Source organism: Parasphingopyxis marina (assembly GCF_014237875.1).
Taxonomy (GTDB): domain Bacteria; phylum Pseudomonadota; class Alphaproteobacteria; order Sphingomonadales; family Sphingomonadaceae; genus Parasphingopyxis; species Parasphingopyxis marina.
Genome location: NZ_JACJVJ010000001.1, coordinates 282,805 through 305,936 on the forward strand (window position 1 = coordinate 282,805; position 23,132 = coordinate 305,936).

Sequence of the window (23,132 nt, forward strand, 5' to 3'; positions counted from 1 at the left end):
CCATAGGGTCGAGCGCCGCGGATGAGACAGCCCAAGATTCTCACCACGATGCGCGATTACAGCTGGGCCTTGCTGCGCGCCGACGTCATGGCCGGAGCGACCGTTGCGATGGTCGCCCTGCCGCTGAGCCTTGCCATCGCCATCGCCTCGGGCGCGGACCCCGCCGCCGGGCTCGTCACCGCGATTGTCGGCGGTTTCTTCATCTCGCTGCTCGGCGGCAGCCGGGTACAGATCGGCGGGCCGACCGGCGCCTTCATCGTCGTCGTCTTCGGGGTGATCGCCCATCATGGCTATGACGGGCTCGTCCTCGCCACCCTGATGGCCGGGATCATCCTGCTCGTCGCCGGTTTCCTGCGCCTGGGCCGGATGATCGCCTTCGTACCGGAAGCGGTGGTCCATGGCTTCACCATCGGCATCGCGATCATCATAGCGGTCAGCCAGATCGCGGATTTCTTCGGGCTTTCCGCCGCCAACCTGCCGGCCGAATTTTTCGCGAAGATCGCGGCGCTCTGGGCGGCGCGCGGCACCGTATCGCTCCCCGCGCTCGCCGTGGCGGTGACAACGCTCACCCTGATCGTCGCGTTGCGCCGCTTCGCGCCCCGTTTTCCGGGGCTGATCGTCGCGGTCGCGGCAGGCTCAGCGCTGGTCCTGTGGGGCGGCCTTCCGGCGGACACCATCGCCTCGCGCTTCGGCGAACTGCCCTCTACCCTGCCCGTGCCCGCCTTTCCCGAGATTACGGGCGCGCGGTTGCTGGAACTCTTCCCCTCGGCGCTGATCATCGCCTTCCTCGCCGGGGTCGAATCGCTGCTCTCGGCGATGGTCGCGGACCGGATGATCGGCACCAGCCACCGCTCCAATGCCGAGCTGATCGCGCAAGGGTCGGGCAATATCGCCTCCTCGCTGTTCGGCGGCCTGCCGGTGACCGGCGCCATCGCCCGCACCGCAACCAATATCCGCGCCGGCGGCAAGACGCCGATTGCAGGCATCGTCCATGCGCTGGTGATCCTGCTCGTCATGCTCGTCGCCGCGCCGCTGGCCGGCCATCTCGCCATGCCGGCCCTGGCCGCGCTGCTGATGATCACGGCGTGGAATATGAGCGAGCCATCGAAGTGGCGCGGCTTTGCCAGCCTGCCAGGCCGGGACCGGCTGCTGCTGCTGGTGACTTTGGTGCTGACGGTCGCCGTGGATCTGACCGTGGCGATCGGCGTCGGCGTTGCGCTCGGCATGGTCTTCAAGTTCCGCGACCGGAAGATCGAGCCCGAAGAGTGGGAAGCGCCGGAGCGGTGACGGAGAACGGTGCGCCACCAAATGCCGTGCCGGGCATCCGCATCAGGACGGCCGAAACGCCGTCGGACATCGCGACGATTGCCGAACTGTTCCGCGCTTACGCGGCATCGCTGGATGTCGACCTCGACTATCAGGATTTCGCGTCCGAACTGGCCGGGCTTCCCGGTGCCTATTCGCGGCCGCGCGGCGCGCTCCTGCTTGCCGAAACCGAAGCCGGAACGCCGTCCGGCTGCGCGGCCCTGCGGCCGCTTCGCGACGAGGGATGCTGCGAAATGAAGCGGCTTTACGTCGTACCCGAAAGCCGCGGCACGGGGCTCGGCCGAAACCTTATGGCGCATATCGTCGAAACCGCGCGGACCATCGGATACCGGGAAATGCGGCTGGACACGCTTTCCTCGATGGTGGCCGCGCAGGCCATGTACCGGGACGCCGGCTTCAAGCCTTGCGAGCCCTATTATGCCGGGGCGCCGCCGGGGACCGTTTTTCTCTCCTTGCGGCTTGGCGGGACGGCCGACGCCTGACGAGGGCCCTACCGGCCCAGCAGGAACACCGCCTGATCGGCCATCAGATTTGCCGCCGCGGCGCTGCGCTGCCGGTTGCCCGACAGATACCAGGCCTTTTCCACGGCAATCCCCTTGTCGCGGATCAGCGTGCGGAAATCGTGGATCGTGACATGGTGGATATTCTCGGTCTCGTACCAGTTGAGCGGCAGCGCGCCCGTCACGGGCATCCGCCCGCCGAACAGCAGCCCGGCCCGCACCCGCCAATAGGCGAAGTTCGGGAAGGAGACGAAGGCCTTGGGGGCGATGCGCAGCAATTCCTCGACGATCCGGTCGGGCGCGCGCGTCGTCTGCAACGTCTGGCTGAGGATGGCATAATCGAAGGCGGCGTCCGGATAGTCGGAAAGATCGGTATCGGCATCGCCCTGCATCACCGAAAGCCCGCGCGCCATCGCGGTGGCGACCTGCGCGGCATCCAGCTCCACCCCGCGCGCGTCGATCCGTTTCGCATCGCGCAGCGCGGCCATCAGATCGCCCTCGCCGCAGCCGATATCGAGCACGCGCACCCCTTCGGGCACATGGTTGGCGATGATTTCGAGATCGGGGCGAAGCGCGCTCATGCGGCAAAGGCCTCCGGATTGTCGTGCAGCATCAGCCGATCGGGATGCTCGGCCACGCGCCAGCCGAACTGTTCGTAAAGGCCGTGCGCATCTTGGGTGAACAGCGCCCAGCGGCGCAACCCCTTCAGCCGTTCATCGGCATGGAGATGGGCGAGCATGGCTTTCGAAAGCCCCCGCCCGCGATGATCCTCCAGCACATAGACATCGGCGAGATAGGCGAAAGTCGCCCAGTCGGTAATCACCCGCGCCATCGCGACCTGATCCGAGCCGTGCCCGATCGCGACGCAATGGCTGTTGGCGATGGCGCGCGCGACGATATCCGCCGATATCCCCGGCGACCAATAGGCGCGCGTCAGATAGGCATGGGCCGCGGCCGCATCGATCCGTGCCTGGTCATCGGTCAGGGTATAGCCCTCGGCCAGCATCACGCCCCCTCTCCCGCGCGCAGGAAGCCGTCCACCGTTGCGTTCAACTCCGGCACGTCGAGCAGGAAGGCGTCATGGCCGAACGGGCTGGAAAGCTCGACAAAGCTGACTTCGGCCCCCGCCGCGTTCAAGGCGCGGACGATGATCCGCGCTTCGGCGGTGGGATAGAGCCAGTCGCTGTCGAAGCTGATCATGCAGAAGCGGGTGCGCGTTCCGGCAAAGGCGTTGGCAAGCAGGCCGCCATGTTCCTCGGCGAGATCGAAATAATCCATCGCCCGGGTGATATAGAGATAGGAATTGGCGTCGAACCGGTCGACGAAGCTGATCCCCTGGTGGCGGAGATAGGATTCGATCTGGAAATCGGCATCGAAGCCGAAGCTTTTCGAATCGCGGGCCTGTAGCCGGCGCCCGAATTTCTCGGTCAGCCCCTCTTCGGAAAGATAGGTGATATGCGCGGCCATGCGGGCGACGGCGAGGCCCTTGGTGGGCGCATCGCCATTGGCGTAATAGTCTCCGCCATGCCAGTTGGGATCGGCCATGATCGCCTGACGGCCGACTTCGTGAAAGGCGATATTCTGGGCCGAATGGCGCGCGGCGGTGGCGATGGCAATCGCGCTCTTCACCCTTTCGGGATAGCAGGCCGCCCATTCGAGCACCTGCATCCCGCCCATCGATCCGCCGATCACCGCGGCGAGCGTCTCGATGCCGAGACGATCGAGCAGCATCGCCTGGGCGCGCACCATGTCGCGGATGGTGATGACCGGGAAGCGCATCGCATAGGGCTGGCCGTCCTCCGCCTCGCTCGCCGGACCGGAACTGCCCATGCAGCTGCCGAGCACATTGATGCAGATAACGAAATGGCGGGCGGGATCGATCGGCTTCCCCTCGCCCACCATCCTCGTCCACCAGCCCGGCTTGCCGGTCAGCGGATGGGCCGAGGCGACGAACTGGTCCAGAGTCAGCGCGTGGCAGATCAGGATCGCGTTGGATTTGTCTTCGTTCAGCTCGCCATAGGTTTCATAGGCGAAGTCGAGCGGCGCGAGGCTCGCCCCGCCATCGAGCGCGAGCGGGCCCGGCAAGGTCAGGGTGCGCGCGGCACCGAAAGGCGAAGTATCGTCGGCCATGGCCTCCATTCCCGCAAGTCCAGCGGCGCTAGGGCCGGAAGGCGCGGCTTGTCAACGCGCGCGCGCTGTCGCAAGGGATCGCCCATGACCGGACCGAACCCCAAGCTCAGGCCCAAGCCGTGGATCGACGCGATCACGCCCTATACACCCGGCAGTTCCAGGGGGCCGCGCGGCGAGGCGCTGACCAAGCTCTCCTCCAACGAAAACCCGCTCGGCACGAGCGAAAAGGCCGCCGAAGCGCTGGCGAACGCGAAGGGCCGGCTTTCCCGCTATCCCGACGGTGCGTCCGAAACATTGCGCGCGGCGATCGGCGAACGCTACGGGCTCGATCCCGCGCGGATCGTCTGCGGCACCGGGTCCGACGAGATCCTGCACCTCGCCGCGGGCGCCTATGCCGGGGTCGGCGACGAAATCCTCTATTCGCGGTTCGGATTCTCGGTCTATCCGGCCGCCGCCCAAAGGGTCGGCGCGACGCCGGTGGAAGCGCCGGACACCGATTATGCGACCGATATCGACGCGCTGATCGCGGCGATCACGCCCAATACACGCGTCCTCTTTCTCGCCAACCCCAACAACCCGACCGGGACCTTCTGCGCGGCCGCCGATGTCGCGCGACTTCATGACGCCACGCCGCCCGATTGCCTGCTCGTCGTCGACCAGGCCTATGCCGAATATCTGGAGCCGGGCGAGGGGGACGGCGCGCTGGAACTGGCGCACGCCGCAGACAACATATTGATAACACGTACTTTTTCGAAGATTTACGGGCTCGCGGCGGAGCGGATCGGCTGGGCCTATGGCCCGCCGCCGGTGATCGAGGCGCTCAACCGCATCCGCGGGCCCTTCAACGTAACGACCGGCGGGCAGGAAGCGGCGATCGCGGCGCTCGGCGACCGGGAATTCATCGAAAAGAGCCGGCTGCACAACACGATGTGGCGCGCCTGGCTCGCCGAACGGATCGGCAAGCTCGGCAATGCCGGCCTGCGCGCGATTCCCTCCAAGGCCAATTTCCTGCTCGTCCTGTTCGAAGGCCCGCTTTCGGCCGAAGCCGCCTATGAAGGGCTGGTCGAGCGCGGCTATATCACCCGCTGGCTGCCCGGGCAGGAATTGCCGCACGGCCTGCGCATCTCGATCGGCACCGAACAGGAAGTGCGCGGCCTCGCCGAAGCGCTGGAAGAGCTCGTCTCAGCCGCGCTCTAGCGTGTTGATCGCCTCATGGACCCGCCGCTCGATCTCCTCGCGGTCGAGCCCGGGCGGAATCGGATCGAAAAACCGGTAGGTGACGGTGCCCGGCCGCTTGATCCAGCTGTCGCGCGGCCAGACATGCCCGCTTTCCACCGCCACCGGCACCACCGGCAGCCCGACCATCTTGTAGAGCCCGGCAAAGCCGGATTGCAGCGGTGGCGTGGTGCCCGGCCGCACGCGCGTGCCTTCGGGAAAGATCACGATCGAGCGGCCGCTCGCCACCATGGCGCGCGTCCGCTTCAGCATCGCGCGCAGGGTTTTCGCCCCGCCCTTGCGATCGACCGAGATCCCGCCATAGCGATGGGCGAGCCAGCCCCAGGCGGGAATATCGGTGAGTTCCTTCTTCAGAACCGGCACCGGCGTATCGAGGCGATTGAGCAGATCGAGCGTTTCGAACATCGCCTGGTGCTTGGCGGCGAAGAACACCTGCTCTTCGGGAATGACGCCCTCGACCCGCGTGCGAATGCCGAGGATCCAGCGCGCGCAATGCCCGTGAAAGGCGACCCAGGCATGGATCACCGCGTGCATGGGCCGCTCGCCGAGCACGGCGCCGATCAGCGCCGCCATCACGAACGGCACGGTTATTCCATAGAAAACGAGCGTATAGACGGCTGTCCGGAGTGCCGCCATCGCGTCAAATGCCGATCAGCGCGCCGATCCGGCGCAGTAGATACTTGTTATATTCGAGAAACAGCTGGGTGAAGCTCGGCTCGCTCGCCACCGCATCGGTGATGAGGTCGACGCCGTCGTCCAGCTCGCGCGCCAGCTCGAAGCGCGCGCGCGGCATATGCCAGTCGGTGGTGACGAGGCGCACGCTGGTAAAGCGGTTTTCACGCATCCAGCGGGCGGCTTCGGCGCCGTTGCTGCGCGTATCGACCGCGTCCTGGCCCAGATCGATGCAGCATTCGAACAGGTCTTCGGGCTCTCCGGTTTCCGCGGCGAGCTCGGCCGGGCGCACCGTGCGGTTGACGCCGGAGACCAGCATCCGTTCGGCATGGCCGTCCTTCAGCAGCGCGATTCCACGGTCGATGCGGTTCTCGCCGCCGGTCAGCACGATGATGGCATCGGTTTCCGACGGCGCCGCCGGGCCGGGCAGCAGGACGACAAAGGCCGCAAACCCGAGCGCCCACAGGAGCAGGATGGCAGCGAGAATACGGCGGATCATGGCGCGATTGTCATTATGGCGGTTACAGCATCTTCCGGAGCACGCCGATCACCGTAAAGCGCGCGACGAGCGTCGCCAACACCGCACCGGCGAGCGGCAGGACGAACAGGACGAGCCACGCCGTCCAGGGCAGCGAGGCCGAGCCGAGCAGTTCGGAGCCGACCGCGCCGATCCGCTGGCCGAGCAGCAGCAGCACGATCACCGCCGAAAGGAAGCCGACCGCCCCGCCGAACAGCGCATCGAGAGCGATCCGCCGCTGGAAAAGCCGGGCAATCTGGATATCGGTCGCCCCCATCAGGTGGAGCACCTCGATCGTCGAGCGGTGGGTGTTGAGCGCGGCGCGCGCGGCGAGGATCACCGAGGCGGCCAGCGCACTGCCGATCAGGAGCACCAGCCCGAGCGCGAGCCAGCTCAGCGAACGGATCAGCCCGGCGAGCGGCGCGAGGAATTGCGCGTGATCGTCCACCCGCGCCGCCGGTGCGACGGCGGCGATATCCGCCTCCACCTCCCCGAGCTGCGCGTGCAGCGCTTCGCTGAGATCGGCATCGATCATCGTCGGCACCGGTATGCCCTCCTCCTCGGCCGCGGTGCCGAGAAAGGGTTCGATCAGCCGGTCGATCTCCTCGTCGGGCACGCGCGCGACATGACTGACCCCGTCCATCGCGGCGAGCGCCGCCATCGCCGCGCGCGTCTGTTCCTCGCGCAGGTCCGGATTGGCCTCGACAATCTGGACGGTGATCCGGTTGGCGATGCCGCCGGTCACATTGCGCGCGGCATTGGCGAGCGCAAGCCCGCTCGCCGCGGCAAGCACGGTGAGGAACATCATGATCGCGATCACCCAGGGCATCGGCCCCGACAGCCGCCCTTCGGTCAGCAGCCGGCGTTCGGCGGGGGTGGCGGAAAAAGGAAAGATCATGCGCCGGGCTTGGGGCGTCGCCCGCGCCCCGCTTCGCGCGGCGGATTGCGGAGCAGCCCGGTCGGATCGGCCAGCCGCCCGCTATCGAGCCGCATCATCTGCGCATTCGACACCCGGCTCAGCAGATGGATGTCATGGGTCGCCACCACCATCGTCGTGCCGAGCTTGTTGAGCGCATCGAACAGATGGAGCAACCGCGCCGCCATTTCAGGATCGACATTGCCGGTCGGCTCGTCGGCGATCAGGATTTCCGGCCGGTGGATCACCGCGCGCGCGATCGCCACCCGCTGCTGCTCGCCGCCCGACAGCGTCGCCGGCCTTGCGCTCGCCCGGTCGGCGAGCCCGACCCAGGCCAGCATCTCGTTGACCGGCGAGACGAGCTCGCTTTCCTCGACACCGGCGACGCGCAGCGGCAGCGCGATATTGTCGAAGGTCGAAAGGTGCGGGACGAGGCGGAAATCCTGGAAAACCACGCCGATCCGGCGGCGGAAGCCGGGCAGCCGATCGCGCGCCAGCGTCACCACATCGGTGTCGAACAGCCGGATCAACCCGCGGCTGGGCCGCTGGGACAGATAGAGCAGCTTCAGGAGTGACGTCTTGCCCGCACCCGAAGGTCCGGTCAGAAAATAGAAACCGCCCGTATCCAGAGAAAAGGAAACATCGGACAGGGTTTCCGCGCCGGTCCCGTAGCGCAGCCCGACATTTTCGAACTGGGCAATTGTCGTCGCCATGATCGCCGAGCCATGGCACAGCGCGCTATCCGCCGTAAAGCACACAATGCAAGGCGGTTAGCGGCTTGCCAGCAAGGGCCCTGCGCGCGTAGATCGGGCGAGGCTTAGAACCCTGTTTTGCAACGAGTTGGCGTCCCTTTCGCATGATCCTCCAGTGCCCGGCCTGTTCGACCCGCTATCTGGTTCCCGATACGGCGATCGGCGTCGACGGGAGACAGGTGCGCTGCGCCAGTTGCAAGCATAGCTGGTTCGCCGAAGGCGCCGCGCTCGCGCCGCCCCCTGCCCCGGCTCCTTCACCGCCGCCGCCACCCCCCGCGCCGCCGCCCGCCGAGCCCGTGCAGCGGGAATTTCCCGATACCCCGCCGCCCGTCGCCGAAGAGCCGGTGCGCGAGGAAGTGGCGAGCACGCGGCGAGTGCGCGATTTCGTACGCCATGACGCGGAGGAGGCGGATACCGATCCTTTCGGCTACGAACCGCCCTTCAAGCCGCGGCGCAACCCGGCGAAAATGTGGACGGCGATCGCGATCGGCCTCTTCCTCATCCTGGGATCGGCGATCGGCGCGCTCGCCTGGTTTGGCCCCCCCGGCTTCCTTTCGGGGATCGGAATCGGCGAGGACGCCGCCGAGAGCGCGCTCGACGTCCAGCTCGTGCGTGCGCCCGAGCGGCGAACGCTCGCGAGCGGGCATGAGCTGCTGTCGATCTCCGGCCGCATCGTCAACATGACCGACGAGGAACAGCAGGTCCCCGATATCCGCGCCGAGCTGCGCAACGCCCAGGGCACCGTCGTTTATGACTGGACGATCCAGGCGCCACAGCGCACATTGCCGGCGCGGGAAATGGTAGAGTTCAATTCGGCGGAAATCGACATTCCAAGAAGCGCCGAAGAATTGAACCTCAAATTCGTGCCTTTCGACGGGGCTTCCTGAACGGGAACCGGTGAGGGGCACCCAGCCATGGGAGACCCGCAATCCATATCGGCATTTTAACAGGGGGCGGAGACGTTCCGGGGCTCAATGCGTGTATCCGCGCGATCACGCTCGGCGCCATCGATCTCGGCTGGCAGGTCACCGGCTTTCGCCGGGGCTGGGAAGGGTTTCTGCGGATCGACCCGTCCGATCCCGAAACCATCGCCCATCAGAGCTGGACGCTCGACCGGGAAAGGGTGCGCGGCATCGATCGCACCGGCGGCACCATCCTCCATACTTCGCGCACCGATCCGCGCACGCAGGAAGCGGGCGACCGTACCGGCCATGTGCTCGACGTGCTCGACAAGCTCGGCATCGACGCGATGGTGACCTTGGGCGGCGACGGCACCCTGCGCTTTTCGGCCCATCTTTCGGGCCAGGGCTTTCCCGTCATCTCGGTGCCCAAGACGATGGACAATGACGTGTTCGGCACCGATTATTGCATCGGCTTCTCGACCGCGATCTCGCGCTCGGTCGAGGCGATCAACGCGTTGCGCACCACCACCGGCAGCCATGAACGGATCGGCATCGTCGAACTGTTCGGCCGGCGCTCGGGCGAGACCGCGCTGCTCGCCGGTTTTCTTGCCCAGGTCGATCGCACCGTCATCGCCGAAGTGCCCGCCGATCCGGGCGCGCTGCTCCCGCTGCTCGTCGAGGATCGGCACCATAGCGGCGCCAATTACGCGATGTGCGTGATTTCCGAAGGCGCGCGCATCCAGGGCGAAGAGAAGAATGCCGAGCTGGGCATGACCGGGACGCAGCGGTCCGACGAAGGCGTCGGCCACAGGCTGGCGCGGACGATCGAGGAGGAAACCGGCGTCGGCACCGTCGTCCAGGAACTCGCCTATCTGATGCGGGCGGGCGAGCCCGATGCGATGGACCGGATGGTCGGCTTCGCGTTCGGCGGGCTCGCCGTGCAACTGCTGCGCGACAAGAATGCCGGGCGGATGGTGGCGCTGAAGGACGGCAATTATTGCCATGTCCCGATCGCGACGCTGCTCGAAGGTTCGAAGACCGTCGACGTGCGCAACCTTTACGACCGCGAGGCCTATCGCGCCAAGCTGATGCGCGTCGAAGGGATGCCGATGTTCCTCTACTAGGCGCGCCCGGCGACCTAGTGGAATTCGAACAGGCGCAGCTCGCGGCGTTCCCCGGCCGGGGCGGCGCGATCCCGATAGCGGGCGAGATGGGGGACGCGATCCGCGCGCCGCTGCTCGCGGCCGAAATCCGTGAAATCGATCTCTTCGCCGGGCAGGATGACCGCGCTCGCCCGGGCCCGCGCCTCTGCGCCCGGCCGGCGCGGCGAATCCGCGACGAGAATCGCGAGGGCGAGAGCGAAAGCGGCGGCCATTGCCCCTCGCTAACCCCCGGAAAAGCGCGAAAGAAGGTTAAGAAATGGTTAACAGCAGCGAAAAGGCGTGGAAAAGAGCGTTAATTCGCGGCGTTTGCCGGTTTTTCGTCCTGCGCGTCCGTCCGGGCGCGTTCTTGTGTTGCGCGCGCCCAACCGCTTTGCTAGAGGCACGCGCCTGCCAGGGCCGGTCTGCACCGGCCTTTTTTGAAAATGTGCGGTCGTGGCGGAACTGGTAGACGCGCAACGTTGAGGTCGTTGTGGGCGAAAGCCCGTGGAAGTTCGAGTCTTCTCGACCGCACCATTTTCAAACAGTTTCAGAGATTTACGGGAAAATCGGCAAAGTCGCGCGGCGCGACTTTGTAGCGGTCAGAATTTCCCTGGCAGGAAATCGCCGCGCCAGCCCGAATAGGTCGAGTCTGACAAATCGAAGCCTTATTCGGCCGCGGCGACCGGGGCCGGGGCGGCGCTGCCGACGGCGATCGTGCCGAGGCGCACCGTGTCGTCCTCGTCGGTCACGAAGGCGCGGCGGCCGAGCTGGGCCGGGGCGCCGATCGCATCGGCAGAAAGCCGGGCGAGGCGCACCGAGTATTCGCCATAGGGCACGCCTTCGAACAGAAAGAAGCCGTCGAAATCGCTCCGCGCCGTCTTCACGACCATGCCTTCGACATCGACCAGCTCCAGATCGACGCCCTCGAGCGCACCGCCACCCGCACGGACCAGGATTCCCTCGATTTCGCCGGCGCTGACCAGCGGCAGTTCGACGACCGCCGAGATTCCGGGGCGCGGCGTCACGACCACGCCGGGTCCGCGCGGCTGGACGAAGGGATCGGACAGCGACGAGGTATCGATGCCGACGAGAACGGGGCGATAGGGCGCAAGGCCGGTGACGATCGCAAAGCCGTTTGCATCGGTCGGCTCGTTGGACGGCGCCCGGCCGGTGGTGATCTGCACGCCTTCCTCATAGGGTTCGTTCGGCTGGCGGGTGCCGTCATTGTTGAGATCGCGGAAGACCCGCGCAACCGCCTGGCCGCCGCTCGCCAGCTTGTCGGCGGTCATCTGCACGCCGCCGCGCGGGCTCGGGCCGATCGAAAAAACGAGATTGAGCCCCGCCGCCACCGATCCGTCGGTCGCCGCTTCGGCCGATGCCGTCACCGCGAGCCGGCGGAAATGCCGGACATAGCCGACGCTGGCGCGCGCGCGATCGAGATCCGCCTGATAGCCGAGCTCCGCGCGCCACGAACTGTTTTCGCCATTGCCCCATTCGGCCGTCAGCGCCGCGCTTTCAAAGGCGGTGGACGGCGCAAGCCGCCAGCGCGCTTCCCCGCGCAGGCGAACCCGTCCGATCCGGCCATTGGCCAGCATGCCGGCTATGGTTTCGGTCGGCGGATCGGCGCTGCCGGCAATCGTCTGGCGCCGGAAGCCGAATTCGCCGGTCACCGCGAAACGGCGCAGATTGGCGGAAATCCGGGCCGCGACGTCGATCTGGTCGACCCCGCCCGCGCGCGTCAGATAAGTGCCCTGCACGCGTAGCGGCATGACGGCACGCCCGAGTTGGATGCTGTGATCGACCGAAAGGCTGTGCCGGCCGGTCACATTGGTGCCGTAGCGCTCGGTACGGAAATCGCGGGCAAAAATCGATTCCGCGCTCACATAGGCGCGCCCGAAACGCCCGAGAAACTGCGCCCGCGCCGCATAACCGCCATTGTCGGACCAGGCGCCCGTCATCTCGACCAGCGCGGGGCCGACCGCCCGGCGCACCGACCCTTCGAGAACCGTGACCCGTTCGTCGGCGATCACCAGGCTGTTGACGTGAAAGGCGAGCGAGGTTTTCGCGTTGAGCCCGCGTTCGACCGCGAAACCAGCCCGCCAATTGGCCGCGCGCACGAACGCATTGGCGTCAAGATTGACGAGATCGCGATTGTCCTGGCTGACGCCCGCCCAATACCAGGTCTGGCGCGGCGGAATGCTCTCCACGCCGACATTGACGATTTCGGTTTCGCGCCGGACCTGGCCCTGGGGGCCGTACAGCACGATTTCGAAGCGGTTGATCCCGTAGCGCAGCTCGACATCGACAAATTCGTACCGGCCATCGCCGCGATCCATCGAAAAGGCCAGCAATTGGCCGTTGCGATAGAGTTCGGCCTCCCATCCGCTGGGCAATTCGCCGCGAAAGGTCCGCCGGTCGAAACTGTCGGGCTGGTCGAGCGGCCGGTTGGTGACGACCGCGCCGCGGCCCGGGGTCGGCTGGATCGCGATCGGCGAATACTGGCTCGTGACGTCACCGATCGCGAAATGGGTCGCGCCGAGCGGCCCCAGCAAATTGCCCGCCGGCGAACTGCGGAAAGCCCGCATTCTCAGCGATTGCGGCGTTCCGCGATCGTCCGAAGCGAGCCGCGCATCGACCGATGCCGTCAAGACTTCACCGGCGGCATAAATCTCGTAGCGGCGCTCGATACCGCTGCGATTGCGTTGCCGATCACGCAAACCGCCCAATGTCAGCACGACATCGACCGACGGCGTGCGCCACATCCGGTAGGGCATATCGGCCTGGGGAAGGGTCGAAAGATCGAAATCGAGGCGCGGGCGCAGCCGGGAGGCGCGCGCCTGGCGCTCGAGCGCCATTTGCACGGGCAAAGGCTGGTCGGAGCTCAGCACCAGCAGCGCGTTGCGCATATCGGCTTCCATCTCGATGCCAAGCCAGCTCGCCAGCGCCTGGGTGGCCACGCACCAGCCCTCGGGCGTGTCGTAAATGACGCCTTCGGGCAGATTCTCGCTGGCCTCGCCGAACCGGACGCGGCCCCGGCCCCTGTCTATAACTATTTGGTTTTCTTCGTTAAAAGCCCAACCTTCGGCGCGATTCGTATCCTCATCGATGGAAACGGGCACGTCCAGCGCGGCGATCGTATCGGCAAGATCGATGCAGATGCTGCCGGGCGTCTGATAGCCGCGAACCCCGTCGCCGAGCCGATATTCGCCGAGACGGACGTCGAAAAGCAGGGAATCGTCGGGATTGGGCTCCCATCCGCCGCCGCCGGCCTGGGCGTGACCGGTCGAGACGGCGAAAAACGCCGCCAGTCCGGCCAGGAAAATCTGTGTTTTACGCCCCCAGCGAAGCATGATCGCCCCGCCACCCGGATGCCGCGCCTAGCGCAGCACCGCCTGGGTTTCGGCAATCAGGCCACCGCCATCGCCATCGGGCTCGCGATACTGGATCCGTACCGGGCCGGCGAGCGTGCCCTGAAATTCCTCGCTGACCGGCACGATCACCGTGCGCTGGCCGATTTCGGTGTAAACGGCGATGCCGCGCGCCCGGGCGATCGGCAGGTCGATGCCCGGCCGGGTGACGATGACCTCGCCATAGGTCGATCGTTCCCCCTGGCGCGAAAGATCGAACTGGATCGCGCGCACGCCGTTATCCTCGACGATCCGGGGATTGGCGATGGCCGCGGTCGCCGTCAGATTGCCCTGGCGGACGATGATCGGGATGGTGACGCCGTAAACCGGGATCAGGCGGATCGCGAAGCCTTCGCTAGGCCCTTGATTTTCCTCGGCAACCGGGCGCGGGCGCGGAATCGCGCGAAACAGCATATGGACGCGATATTCGCCGTCCGGCAGGTCCTGCGGCGGCCGCACGCCGATCCGCACCGCCTGGGGCTGGTTCGGCGGCAACACCACGCGGCGCGGCGCATAGCGGATCATGTCCAGCGCCGCTTGTTCGGCTTCGTTCGCGTTTTCAATCTCTTCGAGACCGCCGTCCGGCGTCATCCGCCGCAGTTCGAGCGAAATCCGGTAGGTCGCCTCTTCGGTGCCGATATTGTTGAGGATCACCTCGGTCCCCCGCGATCCGTTGAGCACGACGCGGGTCGGCGCGACGAGCAGGTCGTTGGCATGCGCCGGGGCCGGGGCAACGGCGGCAGCGACCGCGAGGGCGGCGGCCGTGCAGGCAAAACGGGCACTTTTGGAAAGAAAGGCGAGTGTCATTATGGGATCTCCGTCGGTATCGGCCGGGCAGGAAGATGAGCGCCCGGAAACACGCGAAGAACCTCGCAAATTTTGGTTATTATTCCGTCAAAATGCCGATTTGGGACGAAGAAAATCCCGGTGGCGCCAAGGCGTCACCGGGATAGTTCAGGAAAACAGCGCCGGGGCCGAGGCCCCGGCTACCGGTTTACCGGCAAATTACTGGTAGTTCGCGCTAACCGCGATCGTACCGGTATATACGCCGGTCGGCTGAGAAATGCCGACGTTGAGCGTGCCGCCGACATACAGCGGAACCGCCGCGCCGGTCATCGCCAGCGTGGCCGACGAGAAGTTGAACGCAACGCCCATGGTGTCGCCACCGCTGGTCAGAACGGCGCTCGAACCATTGTCGGTGATGTCGACGGTCTGGCCGTTCGAACCCGTGACGTTGAACTGGCCCGACGCATTGGTGCCGGCACAGGTGAGGCCGGCGCCGCAGGTGCGCGTACCGGCGGCGTTCGCCGCGATGGCGACCGTGCTGGCAGCCGTCGTGCTCGGAACGATCGTGCCGAAATCGAGATCGGCAGCCTGAACGATCGTGACCTGCTCGAGAATCTCGGCCGTCGCGGTCGCCGTAGCATCGGCAGCCTGGGCAGCGCTGGCACCGAGGCCAAGCGCGGCAACCGCCGAACCGGCGGCGATAGCGTTAAACAGTTTGTTCATTATCTGGTCCCTTTTTTTCACATTTCCGAATTTTCGACTGAACGGAACGTGTCCCCCGCGCCATTCGGGGGCCTTTTTGGCGGGACCTGCTTCAGATTTTGCTGATGGAACTGGTTAACGCGCGATTATTTTCCAATAACGGAAATTCACTCATATTCGGCGTGGATCCGCATCCGGCCGTGAAACCGGCCGATATCGTCGCCGTCGACGAGGATCCTGCCGCCGAAGGAAAAGCGCAATTCGCCATTATTGCCGATTCTCGGCTGGCCGGGGAGGTCGGTGCGCATGTCGACAAGTTCGAGCCGGCGGCCGCCGGGCGCGTGCATCACGATCTCGTCGGGCATGTCGATGCGCACGGCGCGGCCCTGATCGCCGCGGATCAGCACTTCGCCGCGCATATACATGCCGCCGACGCTGGCGAGCCGGTCCAGCCGCCGCGCGCCGGTCACCGGATCGATTTCCGCCGCGCCGCCATTGGAATCGATAAGCGCCATGCGATCGAAATCGATGGCCGTCGTTATATCGATGCTGATCGGCCGGCGCGGACGCGCCTGGTCGACGATCGGCGCCGCTTCCTGGCATAGCCTGCAACCCTGCGCCGCCGCCTGCGAAGCAGGGGCCGCGGGAAGCAGGCAAAACGGCAGGATCGCCAGAGGAAGGGCGCGCATGTCCATCATTCCATTTTCGGCTGCAACCGTTCAATATTTCGTTAACGATCAAAGCCTGCCATAGAAGCAGGACAGCCGTGATATGCGCCTGCAAAACAGAAGCACGATCCTTCCGACGCGCCTGGAAAGGGCCTTTCTTGCCATCAGCAACGCCCCACATAAATGCGATCGGCACTGCGACGCCCACGCACGACATCCACACCGCCTTTATCGACTGGGTCGCGGCGCGGCTCGACAATAGCCGCGAACGCGGGCTGTTCGAACGCATGGTGAAGCGCGCCGGGATCGGCCATCGCTGGTCGGTATTGCCGAAAACCGCCGGCGGTGGATCGCCGGTCGCGGAGGGCGGCTTCTACGAAAACGGCATGCCGCCGACCTCCCAGCGCATGGCGATCTATGCGCAAGCCGCGCCGCAACTGGCGATGGAGGCGATCGCCGCCCTGCCCGAAGCGCCCGACCCCGCCGGCATCACCCATCTCGTGGTCGCCAGCTGCACGGGCTTCACCGCGCCGGGCCTCGACCAGCTGATCGCGAGCCGGCTGGGCCTGTCGGGCAGCGTCGAGCGGACGCTGGTCGGCTTCATGGGCTGCTATGGCGCGGTAACCGCGCTGCGCTCGGCCTGGCATATCGTCCGTTCCGAGCCCGAAGCGCGCGTGCTCGTCGTCGCGACCGAGCTTTCGACGCTGCATCTGCAGACCGGCGGATCGATCGACGAATTTCTCGCCATGCTGCTGTTCGGCGACGGCGCGGCGGCGGCGATCGTCAGCGCGGAGCCCAGCGGCCTGGCCATCGACCGGCAATTTGCCGCGACACTCCCGGAATCGGGCGATCTTATCCGCTGGCATATCGGCGATACCGGCTTTGCCATGCATCTTTCGGGCGAAGTGCCGGGACGAATCGGCGAAGCGCTCGGCACCGACGGCTTTCGCGGCGCGGTGTGCGGCGGCGCGGATCCGCAGACGGTGGACGGCTGGGCCGTCCATGCCGGCGGCCGTTCGATCCTCGATGCGGTGGAAAAGGCGCTGGGGCTCGGCACCGATGCGCTCGCCGCGTCGCGTGCGATCCTCGCCGAAAGCGGCAACATGTCGTCGGCGACACTGATGTTCGTGCTCCGCCGGCTGATGGCCGGGCCCGGCATCGACAATGGCGTCGCCATCGCCTTCGGGCCGGGGCTCGCTGCCGAAGGCTTCGGCTTCCGGAGCGCCTGATGGTCCGCCTTTCCGAGCGGACCATCGCCGAGGAGCAGATGGACGCGGCGGACCTGCCCCCCGAAACCTATGCCGCCGTGCTGGCCGATCTCGAAAAGGCCAATCGCTGGACCTTTTCGGCGCGGCCGACGCTCGGCTTTCTCCAGCGCGCGGTGGGAAGCAGGCGCAGCTTCAGCCTGCTCGATGTCGGCTTCGGCGAAGGCGGGATGCTTCGGGCGATCGCGCATTGGGCGCAAAAGCGCGGCATCGAAGCGCGGCTCGTCGGCATCGATCTCAACGCCAAGAGCCGCGCCGCGGCGCAAGCCAAAACCCCGCCCGGGCTCGGCATCGACTATCGCAGCGGCGATTATGCCGATTGCGAACCGTTCGACTGCATCCTTTCCAACCTCGTCGCCCATCATATGACCCATGACCAGCTCGTCGCCTTCCTGAAACATATGGAAGCGAAGGCATCGGCCGGCTGGCTGGTCAACGATCTTCACCGCCACGGCTTTGCCCATAGGGGCTATCCGATCCTCGCGCGGATCATGGGCTGGCACCGGATCGTGCGCGAGGACGGCACCCTGTCGATCGCCCGGTCCTACCGGCCCGGCGAATGGCCGCCGATCCTCGAAGAGGCAGGGGTTGCAAATGCCGCGCGGATATTCCGCGCCTTCCCCTTCAGGCTGTGCGTCGAACGGCTGCGCTGATCGTCGGCGGCGGGCCGGCCGGCGCGGCGGCGGCGATCACGCTGGCGCGCGGCGGCGCGGCGGCGCTGGTCGTCGAGCGCGACGCTGAAACCCGCGACCATCTGTGCGGCGGCTTTGTCAGCTGGCGGACCCTGGAAACGCTCGCGCGGTTAGGACTCTCCGCCCCGAAGATCGGCGGCTACGGGATCGACCGGGTCAGGCTGTTCGCCGGAAACAGGGCGGCGCGCGCGCGCCTGCCCTCGCCGGGCATCGGCGTGTCCCGGCGGCGGCTCGACGAGCTGTTGCTCGGCGAAGCGGAAGCGGCGGGGGCGGAGGTGATCCGCGGCATGGCGGTGCGCGAAGCCCTGCCGGGCGCGGCGCGGCTCGCCGATGACAGCGAGATCGCGGCCGAGGCGCTGTTCCTCGCCACCGGCAAATATGAGCTGCGCGGGGCCAAGCGCGCGGCATCGCCCGCCCAATGGATGGGCCTGCGCTATCGCTACGCCGCAACCCCGTCGCTCGCCGAGGCGCTGGCCGGGACGATCGAACTCCATTTCTTCGAGGGCGGCTATGCCGGGCTTTTGCTGCAGGAAGACGGAACCGCCAATCTCTGCATGGCCGTGCGCCGCGAGCGGCTGGCCGAGGCCGGCAGCGATCCCGGCGCGATGCTCGACCGGCTGGCGGCCGAAACGCCGAGCCTGGCGGAACGGCTGGGCCGGGCGGGAGACCTGGTCGCCCATGATGCGGTGGGGCTCGTCCCCTATGGCTGGTGCGCGCGGCAGGGCGAGGCCGGGCTGTTCCGGATCGGCGACCAGGCCGCCGTCATCCCCTCGCTGGCCGGCGAGGGAATCGGCATCGCGATCGCCAGCGGCATCCTTGCGGCGCGCGCCTATGCGCAAGGCGGGCCGGCGGCCGCGCCCGCCTATCAGCGGGCCTTCGCCCGGCGCGCCCGGCGGCCGCTGGCGGTGGCGGGGCGGCTGATGCGGATGGCCGAAAGCCCGCGCGCCGCCGGCCCTGCGATGCGCCTGGCGCAGATACCGGGCCTTGTCGCGCTTCTCGGCCGGTTGACGCGGATCGCCGCCTAATTCGGTTGATTTGGCGGCGCAGGCGATTCATATGCTCGAACCATGGAAAAGCTCGACCTCAGCGAGGCCGAATGGCGCGAACGGCTGACGCCCGAACGGTATCATGTGCTGCGCGAAGGCGGCACCGAACGCGCCTTTGCCGGCGATCTCTACGGAAATCACGAAACCGGCACCTATCTATGCGCGGGCTGCCAGCTCCCGCTGTTTTCGAGCAGCGCCAAATATGACAGCGGTTCGGGCTGGCCGAGCTTCACCAAGCCGCTGAGCGACGAGGTCGTCACCGATCATGTCGATACCGGCCATGGCATGGTTCGCACCGAAAGCCGCTGCGCCCGCTGCGACGGGCATCTCGGCCATGTTTTCCCGGATGGCCCGCCGCCGACTGGCCTGCGCTATTGCATCAACAGCCTGTCGCTCGAATTCGAGCCCGAGAAATGAGGTGGCCGCGGCGCGTCACGAGAGGTGACGGCTCGCCGCCAGCCGGTATCCCGACCGGCGATTCAGCATTGGTTCAGTCGCAAATCGGGCTTGGTGGGGCCATCGTGAGAATGGACAAGGCGCGCACTTAGGGCGGGACGGTATATGGCGAGAAGCAAAGCGGCGCGCGGACCATTTTGGCGGTTCACGATCGGCTTCATCAAATATGGGCTTTATGCCGCCTTGCTCGGCTTCATCGCGCTCGCCGTCGCGGTCGGCATCGCGATGTCCTCGCTGCCCGATTTCGAGACGCTGCAATCCTCGCCCAACGGCCAGACGGTACGCGTGCGCGCGGCCGACGGCACGGTGATCTTCGCGATGGGGCCGAGCTACGGCCAGTGGCTCAGCCATGACGATATCCCGCCGGTGATGCGCGACGCGATGATTTCGGTCGAGGATCGGCGCTTCAACTATCATCTGGGCATCGATCCGATCGGCATCGCCCGGTCCGGCTGGGTGCGAATCCAGCGCGGCAGCTGGGCGCAGGGCGGATCGACCATAACCCAGCAGCTCGCCCGCAACCTGTTCCTTACCAACACGCGCACCTTCGGCCGCAAGATCCGCGAGATGATTCTCGCCATCGCGATGGAGATACGCTTTTCCAAGGACGAGATCCTCGAACTCTATCTCAACCGCGTCTATTTCGGCGGCGGCGCCTATGGCATCGACGCCGCTTCGCGCCGCTTCTTCGGCCATTCGGCGCGCGAGCTCGACCTGAACGAGGCCGCCGTCATTGCGGGGCTGGTGAAGGCGCCCTCGCGCTATTCGCCGACCGCCGACGCCGAGGCCGCGATCGGCCGGGCATCGGTGGTGCTCGACCTGATGGTCGAAACCGGGCGGATCAGCGCGGCCGAAGCTGCGCAGGCGGCGCCGACCGAGGTTCGCCTGGCCGCGCAGCCGCGCCAGAATTCGGTCCGCTATTTTACCGACTGGGCGCTCAACCAGCTCGATTTCATGATCGACGAAACGCGCGCGCCGATCGACGTCTGGACGACGCTCGATCTCGACATGCAGGCGCGCGCCGTCGCCTCGATCCGCACCCATACGCCCCAGGGCGCGCAGGGCGCGCTCGTCGCGCTGGATCGGGACGGCGCGGTGCGCGCGATGGTCGGCGGCACCGATTATGTAACCTCCAACTATAATCGCGCGGTCACATCGGTGCGCCAGCCGGGATCCTCCTGGAAGCTGTTCGTCTATCTCGCCGCGCTCGAAAACGGCTATACACCGGGCGACCGCGTGGTCGACGAACCCGTCGAATGGAATGGCTGGCAGCCGCGCAACAGCTCCGGGCGGTTTGCGGGCGAAATGGATGTGCGGTCGGCCTTTGCCTATTCGGTGAACACCGTCGCGGCCCAGCTTGGCGCCGAGGTCGGCCTGCACAATGTCGCCAATATGGCGCAGCGCTTCGGCATATCGACGCCGATCAACACCCACCCTTCGATGGTGCTCGGCACCTCCGAAGTGCGTGTGATCGACATGGCGCGTGCCTTCGCCTCGGTGCAGGCACAGGGCATCGCCGTCGAACCCTATGGCATCGTGCGGGTGACGATGGAGGATCCGCGCACCCATGAGGAACGCGAACTCTACCGCGCCGAAGTGGACCAGTCCCGGGTGCTGGTCGCCCCCTATGTCGCGGCCGAAATGACCGACCTGCTGCAGACCGCCGTCGCCACCGGCACCGGCCGGGCCGCGCAGATCGGCCGGCCGGTCGCGGGCAAGACGGGGACGACCAGCTCCAACAAGGATGGCTGGTTCATCGGCTTTTCCTCCGGGCTGACCACGGCCGTGTGGATGGGGCGCGACGATGCCCGGGCGGTTCCCGGCCTGCAGGGCGGCCGCGCGCCGGCCCGCGCCTTTGCCGATTTCATGCGCTACGCCGTCGCCAGCCGCCCGGTGGAGGAATTCGATACCGAGGTGACCCTGCCCGAATGGCAGCTGGAGGACGAGGACGACGCCTATTTCGGCAATCCGCTGGACGAGCCGGAAGTGTTCGTCGACGAGAATGGCATGCCCGTGGGGGGCGGCGGCTATGGCCAGGCCCCCGGCTATGAAGATGTGCCGGTACCGGGCAATGCCGACGAGGCCTGGCTGGACGAGGTGCTGCGCCGGAGCGAAGGCGAACGCCGGGCCGAACAGCGGCGCGACCCCGAACCCGGTTTTCCGGGCGAAGGAGGCCAGCGCCAGCCCGCGCTACGCCCTCAGGAAGACCGGCCGATCCGGTAGAGCGCCGCGCCGTTTTCCTTCAGCCATCGGCGCTCGGGCGCGGGATCGGCGCCGAATATCTCTTCGACCAGCGCATGGAAACGCGGCCCGTGATTCATATGGACGCGGTGCGCGACCTCGTGCGCGGCGGTCGCCGAAAGCACCCGTGGCGGCGCCATGACGAGCCGCCAGTTATAGCGGATCGCGCCCGATGACGAACAGCTGCCCCAGCGCGTCCGGGGATCGCCGATCGACACCTTCGCCACCGGCACGCCGGCAAGCGCGGCATAATGGGCGGTTTCTTCGGAAAGATGGCGGCGGGCCTCGGCCTTGAGCCAGCGGATCGCCCGTGTCTCGACCGCCTCTTCGGGTCCGCCGAAGCACAGCCGCTCATCTTCCAGCCGCGGGGTGCGGGGGCGCGAAGCCTCCCAGTCGATCAGGATGGTGGCGCCGCGATAGGGGAGCGGCGCGCCGGGCAGGACCGGCCGTTCGGGCGCGACGCGCGAAAGTTGGGCCTCCACCCAGTCGCGCTGGCCCTCGGCCCAGCGTTCGGCGCGGGCGAGACTGGCGCGCGGCGGCAGGCTGAGCACCACCGCACCGTCGCGCGGATCGACCCGCAGCTTCATTCCCCGGGCGCGGGGATGGCGGCGGACGACAAGCGCGCGGCGATGGCCCCCACCTTCGAAGACCACGCCTTCGGAGACGACGCCGGCGCGGGTTTCAGAGCCGGCGATCGACAATGTGATGCTCGAGCGATCCGGCATCGACTTCCGACACCGTCCAGCCGCGCGTCGATTCGCCGGCGCGGTGAACGGCCTCGGGATCGCCGCAGACCAGATAATGCCAGTCGGGCAGGGGCTCGCCATTGGCGAGCAGCCGATAGGCACAGGTTTCCGGTAGCCAGGGATGCCTGTTCACGTTGCGCGCGGTGAGGCGCAGGCAATCGGGCACCCGGGCCTTGCGGTGGCGATAGTCGCTGCAGCGCGCGCTATCCCGGTCCAGCAATTTGCACGCGACATTGGTCGGCAGCACTTCGTCGGTATCGGCATCCTGGATCTTGTGCAGGCAGCATTTGCCGCAGCCGTCGCACAGCGATTCCCATTCGGCCCGCGTCATCCGGTCCAGCGTCTTGGTTTCCCAGAAATTTCCGGTCATCGCACCCAGCGGCGCAGCGTATCGACGATGGTTTCGGTTGAATCCTGGAGCGGCAGGATGGCGAGCGGTTCGCCGTCGGGGCCGAACAGGGTGGCGTTGTTGGTGTGGTTGACGAGATAGCGGCCCGACCCGTCATCCTCCTCGATCTCGTACCAGGCGCCATAGGCTTCGACCATAGCGTCCAGCTGTTCGCGCGTGCCCGTCATGCCGATCAGGCGGGGATGAAAATTCGCGGTATATTCGGCCAGGACCTCGGGCGTGTCGCGACCGGGATCGACGCTGACGAAGATGGGCACCAGTTTCCCCGCCGCCTCCGCATCGTCGGCTTCGAAGGCCCGCAGCGCGCGGCCCAGATTCTGCATATCGACCGGGCAGACGTCCGGGCAGAAGGTATAGCCGAAATAGACGATCCGGTAGTCGCCCGCGAAATCGCTTTCCTGCGCGGTTTGGCCGCTTTCGTCGGTCAGCGTGAAATCGCCGCCGATCGCCGCGCCCTGGAGCGGCGGAGCCTCCTGCGCCGCCGTATCGCCGCCGGGCGAGCAAGCGGTGAGCGCAGCGGCAAGCAGCAGCGGGAGAAAACGGATTTTGGGGAAGGGGAGATCGTTCATGACAGCGCCAGTCATGCTTTGCTAAAGGGGTGCTGGCAAGTATCGATACGGG

Annotated in this window: 25 protein-coding genes and 1 tRNA gene; 11 read left to right on the plus strand and 15 right to left on the minus strand. The window is 66.8% G+C overall.

Annotation, left to right across the window (positions count from 1 at the left end; genetic code table 11):
* The first annotated feature begins 21 nt into the window (after positions 1-21).
* Together H6P80_RS01295 and H6P80_RS16430 are read left to right on the plus strand one after the other, a co-directional pair.
* Complete coding sequence (locus H6P80_RS01295) at positions 22-1,287, plus strand: SulP family inorganic anion transporter (RefSeq protein WP_185799547.1); 1,266 nt, start codon at positions 22-24, stop codon at positions 1,285-1,287.
* Complete coding sequence (locus tag H6P80_RS16430; protein WP_221892851.1) at positions 1,284-1,808, plus strand: GNAT family N-acetyltransferase; 525 nt, start codon at positions 1,284-1,286, stop codon at positions 1,806-1,808. The genes H6P80_RS01295 and H6P80_RS16430 overlap by 4 nt, the downstream gene beginning before the upstream one ends.
* Before the next feature lie 8 nt (positions 1,809-1,816).
* On the opposite strand, the gene metW is transcribed toward H6P80_RS16430, so the two are convergent.
* From metW to metX, 3 genes are read right to left on the minus strand one after another with little or no spacing between them, the layout of a single operon-like run.
* Positions 1,817-2,407 carry a methionine biosynthesis protein MetW gene (gene metW / locus H6P80_RS01305; RefSeq protein ID WP_185799548.1) on the minus strand — a complete coding sequence of 197 codons (591 nt, stop codon included), beginning with the start codon at positions 2,405-2,407 and terminating at the stop codon, positions 1,817-1,819.
* Positions 2,404-2,832, minus strand: coding sequence for a GNAT family N-acetyltransferase (locus tag H6P80_RS01310; protein WP_185800926.1), 429 nt, complete (start codon positions 2,830-2,832; stop codon positions 2,404-2,406). Before H6P80_RS01310 ends, metW begins: the two co-directional genes overlap by 4 nt.
* A complete protein-coding gene (gene metX, locus H6P80_RS01315; protein WP_185799549.1) occupies positions 2,832-3,965 on the minus strand; it encodes a homoserine O-acetyltransferase MetX in 1,134 nt (377 codons plus the stop codon). The genes H6P80_RS01310 and metX overlap by 1 nt, the downstream gene beginning before the upstream one ends.
* A 75-nt stretch (positions 3,966-4,040) precedes the next feature.
* Here metX and H6P80_RS01320 point away from each other — a divergent pair, with 75 nt between their 5' ends.
* Positions 4,041-5,153 (plus strand): pyridoxal phosphate-dependent aminotransferase, encoded by a 1,113-nt coding sequence (locus tag H6P80_RS01320; RefSeq protein ID WP_185799550.1) that lies wholly within the window; start codon positions 4,041-4,043, stop codon positions 5,151-5,153.
* On the opposite strand, the gene H6P80_RS01325 is transcribed toward H6P80_RS01320, so the two are convergent.
* From H6P80_RS01325 to ftsE, 4 genes are read right to left on the minus strand one after another with little or no spacing between them, the layout of a single operon-like run.
* Positions 5,139-5,828 carry a lysophospholipid acyltransferase family protein gene (locus tag H6P80_RS01325; RefSeq protein WP_185799551.1) on the minus strand — a complete coding sequence of 230 codons (690 nt, stop codon included), beginning with the start codon at positions 5,826-5,828 and terminating at the stop codon, positions 5,139-5,141. The genes H6P80_RS01320 and H6P80_RS01325 overlap by 15 nt on opposite strands.
* 4 nt (positions 5,829-5,832) lie before the next feature.
* On the minus strand, positions 5,833-6,363 hold the full coding sequence (locus tag H6P80_RS01330; protein WP_185799552.1) for a YdcF family protein: 531 nt from the start codon (positions 6,361-6,363) through the stop codon (positions 5,833-5,835).
* Between the two features lie 22 nt (positions 6,364-6,385).
* Positions 6,386-7,279: a cell division protein FtsX gene (locus tag H6P80_RS01335; RefSeq protein ID WP_185799553.1), complete on the minus strand. Its 894-nt coding sequence runs from the start codon at positions 7,277-7,279 to the stop codon at positions 6,386-6,388.
* Positions 7,276-8,010 (minus strand): cell division ATP-binding protein FtsE, encoded by a 735-nt coding sequence (gene ftsE, locus H6P80_RS01340; protein ID WP_185799554.1) that lies wholly within the window; start codon positions 8,008-8,010, stop codon positions 7,276-7,278. The genes H6P80_RS01335 and ftsE overlap by 4 nt, the downstream gene beginning before the upstream one ends.
* Before the next feature lie 143 nt (positions 8,011-8,153).
* On the opposite strand from ftsE, the gene H6P80_RS01345 reads away from it, so the two are divergent.
* Positions 8,154-8,936, plus strand: a complete 783-nt coding sequence (locus tag H6P80_RS01345) for an MJ0042-type zinc finger domain-containing protein (RefSeq protein ID WP_185799555.1) — start codon at positions 8,154-8,156, stop codon at positions 8,934-8,936.
* A gap of 53 nt (positions 8,937-8,989) precedes the next feature.
* Positions 8,990-10,075, plus strand: coding sequence for a 6-phosphofructokinase (locus H6P80_RS01350; RefSeq protein WP_328804964.1), 1,086 nt, complete (start codon positions 8,990-8,992; stop codon positions 10,073-10,075).
* 14 nt (positions 10,076-10,089) lie between these two features.
* On the opposite strand, the gene H6P80_RS01355 is transcribed toward H6P80_RS01350, so the two are convergent.
* A complete protein-coding gene (locus H6P80_RS01355) occupies positions 10,090-10,326 on the minus strand; it encodes a hypothetical protein (protein ID WP_185799556.1) in 237 nt (78 codons plus the stop codon).
* Positions 10,327-10,540: 214 nt separating this feature from the next.
* Here H6P80_RS01355 and H6P80_RS01360 point away from each other — a divergent pair.
* Positions 10,541-10,627 (plus strand) — tRNA-Leu (locus tag H6P80_RS01360).
* A gap of 131 nt (positions 10,628-10,758) precedes the next feature.
* On the opposite strand, the gene H6P80_RS01365 is transcribed toward H6P80_RS01360, so the two are convergent.
* The 4 genes from H6P80_RS01365 to H6P80_RS01380 all read right to left on the minus strand — a co-directional run bounded on the left by H6P80_RS01365 (position 10,759) and on the right by H6P80_RS01380 (position 15,677).
* Positions 10,759-13,443 (minus strand): MSCRAMM family protein, encoded by a 2,685-nt coding sequence (locus H6P80_RS01365; RefSeq protein WP_185799557.1) that lies wholly within the window; start codon positions 13,441-13,443, stop codon positions 10,759-10,761.
* A 27-nt stretch (positions 13,444-13,470) separates the two neighbouring features.
* The gene (locus H6P80_RS01370) at positions 13,471-14,307 is read right to left on the minus strand and encodes a fimbrial biogenesis chaperone (RefSeq protein WP_185799558.1); all 837 of its coding nucleotides are present in this window, start codon (positions 14,305-14,307) and stop codon (positions 13,471-13,473) included.
* A 198-nt stretch (positions 14,308-14,505) separates the two neighbouring features.
* On the minus strand, positions 14,506-15,009 hold the full coding sequence (locus H6P80_RS01375) for a DUF4402 domain-containing protein (RefSeq protein WP_185799559.1): 504 nt from the start codon (positions 15,007-15,009) through the stop codon (positions 14,506-14,508).
* A 146-nt stretch (positions 15,010-15,155) separates the two neighbouring features.
* Entirely contained in the window at positions 15,156-15,677 is a 522-nt protein-coding gene (locus tag H6P80_RS01380; RefSeq protein ID WP_185799560.1) for a DUF4402 domain-containing protein, read from the minus strand.
* A 137-nt stretch (positions 15,678-15,814) separates the two neighbouring features.
* Between H6P80_RS01380 and H6P80_RS01385 the strand changes: the two genes are divergently transcribed.
* The 5 genes from H6P80_RS01385 to H6P80_RS01405 all read left to right on the plus strand — a co-directional run bounded on the left by H6P80_RS01385 (position 15,815) and on the right by H6P80_RS01405 (position 21,338).
* Complete coding sequence (locus tag H6P80_RS01385) at positions 15,815-16,885, plus strand: type III polyketide synthase (RefSeq protein ID WP_185799561.1); 1,071 nt, start codon at positions 15,815-15,817, stop codon at positions 16,883-16,885.
* Positions 16,885-17,574: a methyltransferase domain-containing protein gene (locus H6P80_RS01390; protein WP_185799562.1), complete on the plus strand. Its 690-nt coding sequence runs from the start codon at positions 16,885-16,887 to the stop codon at positions 17,572-17,574. Before H6P80_RS01385 ends, H6P80_RS01390 begins: the two co-directional genes overlap by 1 nt.
* The gene (locus H6P80_RS01395) at positions 17,553-18,638 is read left to right on the plus strand and encodes an NAD(P)/FAD-dependent oxidoreductase (RefSeq protein WP_185799563.1); all 1,086 of its coding nucleotides are present in this window, start codon (positions 17,553-17,555) and stop codon (positions 18,636-18,638) included. Before H6P80_RS01390 ends, H6P80_RS01395 begins: the two co-directional genes overlap by 22 nt.
* A gap of 42 nt (positions 18,639-18,680) precedes the next feature.
* Positions 18,681-19,076 carry a peptide-methionine (R)-S-oxide reductase MsrB gene (msrB, locus tag H6P80_RS01400; RefSeq protein WP_185799564.1) on the plus strand — a complete coding sequence of 132 codons (396 nt, stop codon included), beginning with the start codon at positions 18,681-18,683 and terminating at the stop codon, positions 19,074-19,076.
* Positions 19,077-19,220: 144 nt separating this feature from the next.
* Complete coding sequence (locus tag H6P80_RS01405; protein ID WP_185799565.1) at positions 19,221-21,338, plus strand: transglycosylase domain-containing protein; 2,118 nt, start codon at positions 19,221-19,223, stop codon at positions 21,336-21,338.
* On the opposite strand, the gene H6P80_RS01410 is transcribed toward H6P80_RS01405, so the two are convergent.
* The 3 genes from H6P80_RS01410 to H6P80_RS01420 are packed head-to-tail and all read right to left on the minus strand — an operon-like array spanning position 21,314 to position 23,080.
* Positions 21,314-22,081: a M48 family metallopeptidase gene (locus tag H6P80_RS01410; protein WP_235973684.1), complete on the minus strand. Its 768-nt coding sequence runs from the start codon at positions 22,079-22,081 to the stop codon at positions 21,314-21,316. The two genes, H6P80_RS01405 and H6P80_RS01410, sit on opposite strands and share 25 nt — an antisense overlap.
* A complete protein-coding gene (locus tag H6P80_RS01415) occupies positions 22,038-22,472 on the minus strand; it encodes a YcgN family cysteine cluster protein (RefSeq protein WP_185799566.1) in 435 nt (144 codons plus the stop codon). Before H6P80_RS01415 ends, H6P80_RS01410 begins: the two co-directional genes overlap by 44 nt.
* Positions 22,469-23,080 (minus strand): SCO family protein, encoded by a 612-nt coding sequence (locus H6P80_RS01420; RefSeq protein ID WP_235973685.1) that lies wholly within the window; start codon positions 23,078-23,080, stop codon positions 22,469-22,471. The genes H6P80_RS01415 and H6P80_RS01420 overlap by 4 nt, the downstream gene beginning before the upstream one ends.
* Positions 23,081-23,132 lie beyond the last annotated feature (52 nt).